Here is an 8,114-nt window from a genome sequence, read left to right as displayed (position 1 = left end):
GCATGAAAGCAACAACATGCCAAGAAAAAAAAGTTGTAAATATCGGAGAAATTCACGCCATTCTGTTGATTTCACCCCTATTGACCACGGTTAATATATCTTAAGTATCTGTGACAAACATGTGCATTTATCCGCCAGTCTGTTTAATATTGCGTACTTTTGTCCATGCATCGGATGTCCAAGCGCGACATGTAGACACAAAAAAAAGATCGCAGCCTCAAAGGCCACATGAGAGCGTTTATTTAACAAGCTCCCTAAAACAATTTGCAAATATATGGTCAACTCGCCCATTAATTACGCATGGCATAGCCTAATAGGCTAAAAAGCGAGCACCCAGTTCAAGAACACACACAAAAAAAAATCAAGACCATGAACGTCAAAGCTTTATTTTTCGACATAGACGGCACCCTTGTCAGCTTCAAGACCCACGTCATTCCGCAATCGGCAGTGGATGCTTTACGCAAGGCCAAGAGACACGGTGGCAAAATATTCATATCCACAGGCAGGCCCATGCCTTTTATCATAAACTTGAAACAAATCGAAGACTTGATAGACGGTTATATCACCACCAATGGCGCACTGTGCATTGTGAATGGTCGTACCATTTGCCGTCACGCTCTTTTGCCAGAAGATGTAGACACCATATTGGCAACATGCCGCGCACTCGACGCTCCGTGCATTGTGGTGGGCTGCGAACATATCGCCGTGCTTTGCCACAGTCAAATTGTGGACGAAATACTTTTGATGGGATTGGGATTGGAAGGCTTTAAGTTTGCATCCCTCAATCGCGTCTTGCAAGAGCCCATCCTACAACTAACGCCCTTTATCAATGCCGCGCAGGAGGCTGAGCTAATGAGCAAACTCAAGGCGTGCACGTCGGGCAGGTGGACCGATGCGTTCACAGACATTACGCATATAAACGCCGACAAAGGCAAAGGGTTAAAGGCTTTGGCCGATCATCTCGGCATTAACATCAAAGATACCATAGCGTTTGGCGACGGCGGCAACGACATTCCCATTTTGCGTCAAGCCGGTGTTGGCGTGGCCATGGGCAACGCTGCGGAAAACGTGAAACAAAATGCCGACTATGTAACCACTCACGTGGATGAGGATGGCATCAAAAAAGCGATGGAAAAATTTTGGCACTAATTTTTCTTTGGAAGAAACATTAGGATAATATTTGACAAACGCTCTGAAAAGCCTCGTTTATTTGCGAGCGAGCCACCCTGTCCCCCACAAGTAAACGAAGCATTTGAGTTTTTCGCACGCGACAGAAAACCACGCGACCATACTCTCAAAATTAAAATAAACAAAAAAAAGTTCTTGTAAAATGCCACGCCCCCCCAACCGGGGCACAAATGGCATCGCGAACATCGTAATCATACCTATATTTGCCGTCTTTCACACCAACAATTGGTCCTTGTATTAGCACCAAACATATTAATGGCCATTTGTTATTCAATGCCTGAACGCAGAGTCTTTGTGAAGTTTCTCCGTAACCATCCGCATTGTCAATACAACAATATCAACCCAGCGAAAGCCGCAAAACATATCATGCGAATGGGGTTAATCCTAAACCACATGGTACCCACGAAAGTGGCCGCGAACAGTGCCAAACTAATGTAAAAGCGCCAAGGGTTTACGATGGGCGTGTTAAAGTTCTCTCCGTTGCAAAGCATCAGCGTGGCCGCCGCCAGTAACCCGACCACCGCCGGACGCAAACCCTCAAACACATTCTGCACAACATCCGTCCTCATATATTTCATAAACATCTTCGATATCAATATCATCAAGATGAATGAGGGCAACACCAACGAGAAAGTTGCCGTGGCAGAGCCAAGCATAGCCATAGGCATGCCATAGCCAGCATTGTGTATAGCTGTATATCCGCAATAGGTGGCGGAGTTTATCCCGATAGGGCCGGGAGTCATTTGAGAGATGGCCACGATATTGGTAAACTCCGCGGAGGTAAGCCAATGGTGGCGTGCCACGGTCTCCGTTTGGATGAGTGACAGCATGCCATATCCGCCGCCGAACCCGAAAAGGCCTATTTGAAAAAAAGTGACGAAGAGTTGAAGAAATATCATATTGGTAATTCAAATATCAAAATTAATATCCTCAAGCCAAGGGCTACGGTCTTTGTTCTATCTCATTTCAGCACCTTGCCATAGGCATAACCACCCACACCAGCCGCAATGATAATCCAAATCGGATTTACATGCAACAGCCAAATGAGCAACGCGGAGGCTATTGGTATCCAACAATTGGCTAAATTGATATGTGCGCTCTTAGCCAAATTAAACGTTGGCACAGCGATAAGAGCCACCACGGCAGGCCTGATGCCCCGAAACATAGCGGCTATCCAGCTCACATTCATAAACTGATGAAAAAACATGGCGATGAGCAGTATGACAAGAAATGACGGCAATGCCGTGCCAACCGTGGTACATAGGGCCCCCCATCTGCCTCTCAACTTATAACCTATGAACGTAGAAATATTGATGGCAAACACCCCCGGGCAACTTTGTGCGACAGCTATGAGGTCAAGAAACTCGTTTTTTTCTATCCATTTGTGTTTGTCCACCACCTCGCTTTGGATAATAGGTATCATGGCATAGCCTCCACCAATGGTGAAAGCTCCTACCTTAAAAAAGGTTTTGAAAAGCGTTACATACATAAGTTGACGTTTGAACGGTTTGTAAAAAATAATGCCATTGGCAGCCCTTAACATTGTGTATCCACAATGGCGAACCGTCGCTTGGGCACCAGCGGCATCATTTTTTTTCACAAAACAGGGCTATCTTTATTGATGCTGCTCCACCCAACGACGAGCGTTGACAAACGCTTCCATCCATGGCGTCACCTCATCGGCAGGGCGATCAGAAGGATAGTAAGCGTTCTGCCAAGGGAAGATGGAGCGCTCCGGGTGTGGCATCATGGCCAAATGGCGACCATCAGCCGAACAAATGCCAGCCACGTTATAGTCGCTTCCGTTAGGATTGCCTGGGTATTCATCATAGCTGTATTTGGCCACCACGTTGTATCGCTCTTCCGACTCGGGCAGTTTGAACCGGCCCTCGCCATGCGCCACCCACACGCCGAGTTTGTCACCCGACAGACTTCCAAGCATCACGCTGTTGTTTTTTGTAATGTCAAGACCGAGGAAACGGCTCTCAAACTTTTGGCTCTCGTTGTGCGACAACCGTGCCCTGCGCTCGTGATCAGGATTGATCAGGTTGAGTTCCACCATCAGTTGACAACCATTGCAGATGCCAAGGCTCAACGTATCCTCTCGGGCATAAAACTTATCCAGCGCCTCCTTGGCCTTGGGATTGTAGAGAAAAGCGCCCGCCCATCCCTTGGCCGAGCCCAAAACGTCCGAGTTGGAGAAACCTCCACAGAATACGACCATGCTGACGTCCTCGAGCGTCTCACGCCCAGTGACAAGGTCTGTCATCATCACGTCTTTCACCTCAAAGCCTGCCAACCACAAGGCATAAGCCATCTCCCTGTCGCCGTTTGTACCTTTCTCGCGTATGATGGCGGCCTTCGGGGCATTAGGCCGATTATCATCGGTCTGTGTTTTCCACCTGTCAGCGTCAAGACCGAGCGAACTTAGCGTGCCCTTAAAACCGTCGTGAAATCTCAAGCCAATGGGTTGCGACTTGTAGTTGGCATATCGTTTATCGGCGGTGCCATTCATGCTTTGGCTTCTGTCAAGCAGACGCGAAGTGCTATACCATACGTCACGCAGCGCGTCAATATCAAATTCATGCTCAAAATCGTCTTTCTTAACCACGATCTTACGCACGTCAGGCGTGGCGTACGCAATCTTGGCATAGCCTATTCCATTATCTTCCAAATACTCCCGAAGCTCTCTCTTGTAATTGTCCGACACCTGAATTACCACGCCAGGGTTCTCGGCGAAGAGCATTTTGACAATGTCACCATTCTCTGATTGCATATCGTGCAGGTTCACATGCATGCCGCCCTTGGTATTGGCAAAGGCCATTTCCAACAGCGTGGTAATAAGCCCACCAGCCGAAACGTCATGCCCGGCCATTATCCATCCCTTATTAATGAGTGCCTGCACGGCGTTAAAACAATCGGCGAAATACTCCGCGTTCTTCACCGTTGGCACGTCACTGCCAATTTTCCCAAGTGCCTGCGCAAAGGCGGAGCCGCCTAATCGCTGTTTGTCAAAAGAGAAATCGATGTAATAGAATGACGAGTTCTTGTCGTTCACCATTACCGGGCTAACCACCTTGCGCACGTCGCCCACCTCGCCTCCGGCCGTCACGATGACCGTTCCCGGCGCGATTATCTTGCTGCCGTCAGGATATTGCTGGCTCAAAGAGAGCGAGTCCTTGCCCGTGGGCACGTTCAAGCCAAGCTCACAACAGAAGTCGGACAGCGCGCGCACAGCCTCGTAGAGTCGCGCGTCCTCACCTTTTTGGCTGCGACAGGGCCACATCCAGTTGGCCGAAAGATTTAAGTTGCGCACGGCCGATGGATGAGTGTTGTCAGTGGCGATAGGTGCCCAAACAATATTGGTAAGGCTTTCGGCCACGCTCAGCACACTGCCGGCCGCGGCGTTGGCCATGGCAACCTGCGGCGCGTGCCCCAAAGCCGTGGCTATACCCTTCTTGCCTCGATAGTCGAGAGCCACCACTCCACAGTCGCTCAATGGCAGTTGCAACGCTCCCACCGTTTGTTGGCGCGCCACCTTGCCCGTCACAGAGCGGTCCACCTTGTTTGTGAGCCAGTCTTTGCAGGCCACGGCCTCAAGACGGAGCACATCATTCAGGTACTCGTCTATCTTATCCACAGAGTAAGTCACGTCCTCATAGCGACGCTCCACCGTCTCGTCTTTCATCACCGTCTTGGGCGAATGGCCGAACATTTGAGCCACATCGAGGTCGAAAGGCCTCACGCCATCACCTTGCACAAAACTAAAATGGGCATCGCCAGTGGTCTCGCCCACCACATAGATTGGCGCACGTTCGCGCGTGGCTATTTTCTGCACGCGGTCGAGATATTTCTCATCTATGAGCAGTCCCATGCGCTCCTGCGACTCATTGGCTATGATTTCCTTGGCGCTCAACGTCTTGTCGCCTATGGGAAGTTTGGTCATGTCTATTTCTCCACCACACTCCTCGACTAATTCAGACAAACAGTTGAGATGGCCAGCCGAGCCGTGGTCGTGCACCGATACCACCGGATTGTTGTCGTCTTCGACCAAGGCGCGTATCAAATTGTAGGCGCGTTTTTGCATCTCGGGGTTGGCGCGCTGCACGGCGTTCAATTCAATGCCACTGCTGTAACGTCCCGTGTCCACCGACGACACAGAGCCACCGCCCAACCCAATGCGGTAGTTGTCGCCTCCAACCACCACTATTTTGTTGCCTTTTCGAGGTTCCTTCTTAAGACAGTCGCGTTTTTTGCCATAGCCCACGCCACCTGCCAACATGATTACCTTATCGTATCCATACACCTGTCCACCCTCTTTCTTGGCGTCAACATCGGTCGACGTGTCCGCGGACGATGTCTGGTACTCAAATGTCAGCACCGAACCGGCGATGAGAGGTTGTCCAAATTTGTTGCCGAAATCACTGGCGCCATTCGATGCCTTGATGAGAATCTGCTCAGGAGTTTGGTATAGCCACTTGCGCGGTTCTATGCTTTTCTCCCACCCGCGCTCTTCATCCGAACCGGCCAAGCGAGGGTATGACGTCATGTATACAGCCGTGCCAGCTATCGGCCAACTGCCTATGCCTCCGCCCATACGGTCCCGTATCTCACCGCCCGTACCCGTGGCAGCACCATTGAAAGGCTCCACCGTGGTGGGAAAGTTATGGGTCTCAGCCTTCAATGAGATGACACTCTCCACGGGTTCAACCCTGAAGTAGTCGCTCGTGGTTTGGTCGGCCGGCGCAAACTGTTCTATCATAGGTCCCCGCGCGAACGCCACGTTGTCCTTATAGGCCGAGAGTATCTTGCCAGGGTTTTCTTTCGTAGTCTTCTTGATGAGCGCGAACAAGCTCGATTCGCGCTCCTTGCCATCAATGACAAACGTTCCTCCAAAAATTTTATGACGACAATGCTCCGAGTTTATCTGTGCGAAGCCGAATATCTCCGAGTCGGTAAGTGGCCTGCCATTTTGCTTTTCTATCTTGTGTAGATATTCCATTTCCTCCGCGCTGAGCGCCAATCCCTCCTCCTCGTTGAATTTCTCAAGGTCGTCCACATGCTTAATGGGGTCCGGCTCGTGGCTCACGGTGAACACCGTTTGGTCCAAACCGTGGTACATGCGCTGCAACATCGGGTCGTGGTCGGCTTCCTCTCGCTCCACCTGAAAATATTCCTCTATACGCGAAATGCCGGTGAGATTCATGTTCTGTGCAATCTCAACGGCATTCGTGCTCCATGGGGTTATCATCTCGCGGCGTGGCCCTATAAAGAAGCCCTCCGCGCTTTCGGCCCGCATACGTTCCGCGTCGCCAAACAGCCAACACAGCTTCCGCTCTTCTTGCCCATTGAGCTTATGGTCTGCCTCAACGGCGATGATACTCTCCTTGAGCGTCTTAAAGAAATGGATCATAATCTTTATGTATTTTAATAAGGTGTATGTTTACCTTGCAAAGTTACTACAAAAAAGTGAAATGCGGAAAGATATAGTGATAGAATTGAGTTACAAGGGTTTTGGTTGAAGTGGCGATAATCCGTGAAGCCATTACAATCCCTGCCGAAGCCAAATCCTGACGCCGCTACGTTACTTGTTCGTAACCATGCCCGAAAATGCGACAAACGGGTACGAATAGCGAAACAAGGCTCTAAGGAATAGTGAGTTATCCATAACTCATGCGAAAAATCAGGTTACGGAAAAAGATTGCGCCGTTCCTCCCCGTTTTGCGTACCAACACCGGACTCTTCACCAACTAATTTTGAAACCCAAAAATTAAGGACAATGAAGAGTACATTTTCAGTAATCTACTACCTCAAGCGTCAGGTAGTGAAAAAGGACGGGACAGTTCCCGTCATGGGACGCATCACGGTGGACGGCAGCCAGACACAGTTCAGCTGCAAACTGACTGTCGATCCGAAACTGTGGGACACCAAAGGTGGACGTGTCACGGGCAGAAGCACGGCGGCACTCGAAACGAACCGTATGCTTGACAAGATGCGGGTACGCATCAACAGGCATTATCAGGAAATCATGGAGCGTGACAACTTCGTCACGGCGGAGAAGGTGAAGAACGCCTTTCTCGGACTGGAACACCGCTACCACACGCTGATGCAGGTGTTCCGCCAGCACAACGAGGACTACGAGAAGCAGGTGGAGGCAGGCATGAAAGCCAAAGGCACGCTGCTGAAGTACCGCACCGTTTACAAGCACATGCAAGAGTTCCTCGACATCCGCTACCATGTGAAGGACATCGCCCTAAAAGAGCTTACCCCGGCTTTCATCTCCGACTTCGAGATGTTCCTGCGCACGGACAAGCACTGCTGCACCAATACCGTGTGGCTGTACGTCTGCCCGTTACGGACGATGGTATTCATCGCCATCAACAACGAGTGGCTGACGCACGACCCGTTCCGCGAGTATGAAATCAAGAAGGAGGAAACAACACGCAGTTTCCTGACCAAAGATGAGATCCGCCTGCTGATGGAGGGGAAACTGAAAAACGCCAAACAGGAATTGTACCGCGACCTCTACCTGTTCTGCGCCTTCACGGGGCTGTCGTTCGCGGATATGCGCAACCTTACGGAAGAGAATATCCGCACCTACTTCGACGAACACGAGTGGATAAACATCAACCGCCAGAAAACGGGCGTGGTGTCCAACATCCGCCTGCTCGACATCGCCAACCGCATAATCGGCAAATACCGGGGACTGTGCGGGGACGGCAGGATATTTCCCGTTCCGCATTATAACACGTGCCTTGCCGGTATCCGTGCCGTCGCCAAGCGTTGCGGCATCACCAAGCATATCACGTGGCATCAGAGCCGCCACACGGCAGCCACGACGATATTCCTCTCCAACGGTGTTCCCATCGAAACGGTCAGCTCCATGCTCGGACACAAGAGCATAAAGACGACGCAGATTTACGCAA

General features: G+C 50.6%; 5 protein-coding genes. 2 read left to right on the top strand and 3 right to left on the bottom strand.

Annotation, left to right across the window (positions count from 1 at the left end):
- Window positions 1-369 precede the first annotated feature (369 nt).
- Entirely contained in the window at window positions 370-1,149 is a 780-nt protein-coding gene (locus HMPREF1640_RS11925) for a Cof-type HAD-IIB family hydrolase (RefSeq protein ID WP_036895154.1), read from the top strand.
- A gap of 362 nt (window positions 1,150-1,511) precedes the next feature.
- Here the strand turns inward: HMPREF1640_RS11925 and HMPREF1640_RS11920 are convergent, their stop codons facing one another.
- The 3 genes from HMPREF1640_RS11920 to purL all read right to left on the bottom strand — a co-directional run bounded on the left by HMPREF1640_RS11920 (window position 1,512) and on the right by purL (window position 6,601).
- On the bottom strand, window positions 1,512-2,087 hold the full coding sequence (locus HMPREF1640_RS11920; RefSeq protein WP_036895151.1) for a chromate transporter: 576 nt from the start codon (window positions 2,085-2,087) through the stop codon (window positions 1,512-1,514).
- A gap of 62 nt (window positions 2,088-2,149) precedes the next feature.
- Window positions 2,150-2,677: a chromate transporter gene (locus tag HMPREF1640_RS11915; protein WP_036895155.1), complete on the bottom strand. Its 528-nt coding sequence runs from the start codon at window positions 2,675-2,677 to the stop codon at window positions 2,150-2,152.
- A gap of 126 nt (window positions 2,678-2,803) precedes the next feature.
- Window positions 2,804-6,601 carry a phosphoribosylformylglycinamidine synthase gene (purL, locus tag HMPREF1640_RS11910; RefSeq protein WP_036895149.1) on the bottom strand — a complete coding sequence of 1,266 codons (3,798 nt, stop codon included), beginning with the start codon at window positions 6,599-6,601 and terminating at the stop codon, window positions 2,804-2,806.
- A gap of 366 nt (window positions 6,602-6,967) precedes the next feature.
- On the opposite strand from purL, the gene HMPREF1640_RS11905 reads away from it, so the two are divergent.
- On the top strand, window positions 6,968-8,114 hold a 1,147-nt coding region (locus HMPREF1640_RS11905), incomplete at its 3' end, for a site-specific integrase (RefSeq protein ID WP_036895147.1).

It is taken from the genome of Prevotella sp. S7-1-8 (assembly GCF_000758925.1).
Lineage (GTDB): Bacteria > Bacteroidota > Bacteroidia > Bacteroidales > Bacteroidaceae > Prevotella.
Note: the sequence above shows the minus strand (reverse complement) of the source record. Positions and strands in the feature narration are given on the sequence as shown.

What these genes read in the sequence shown, in the direction of transcription:
- HMPREF1640_RS11925 (WP_036895154.1), top strand. Translation starts at nt 370, where the DNA reads ATGAACGTCAAAGCTTTATTTTTCGACATAGACGGCACCCTTGTCAGC.
- HMPREF1640_RS11920 (WP_036895151.1), bottom strand. Translation starts at nt 2,087, where the DNA reads ATGATATTTCTTCAACTCTTCGTCACTTTTTTTCAAATAGGCCTTTTC.
- HMPREF1640_RS11915 (WP_036895155.1), bottom strand. Translation starts at nt 2,677, where the DNA reads ATGTATGTAACGCTTTTCAAAACCTTTTTTAAGGTAGGAGCTTTCACC.
- purL (WP_036895149.1), bottom strand. Translation starts at nt 6,601, where the DNA reads ATGATCCATTTCTTTAAGACGCTCAAGGAGAGTATCATCGCCGTTGAG.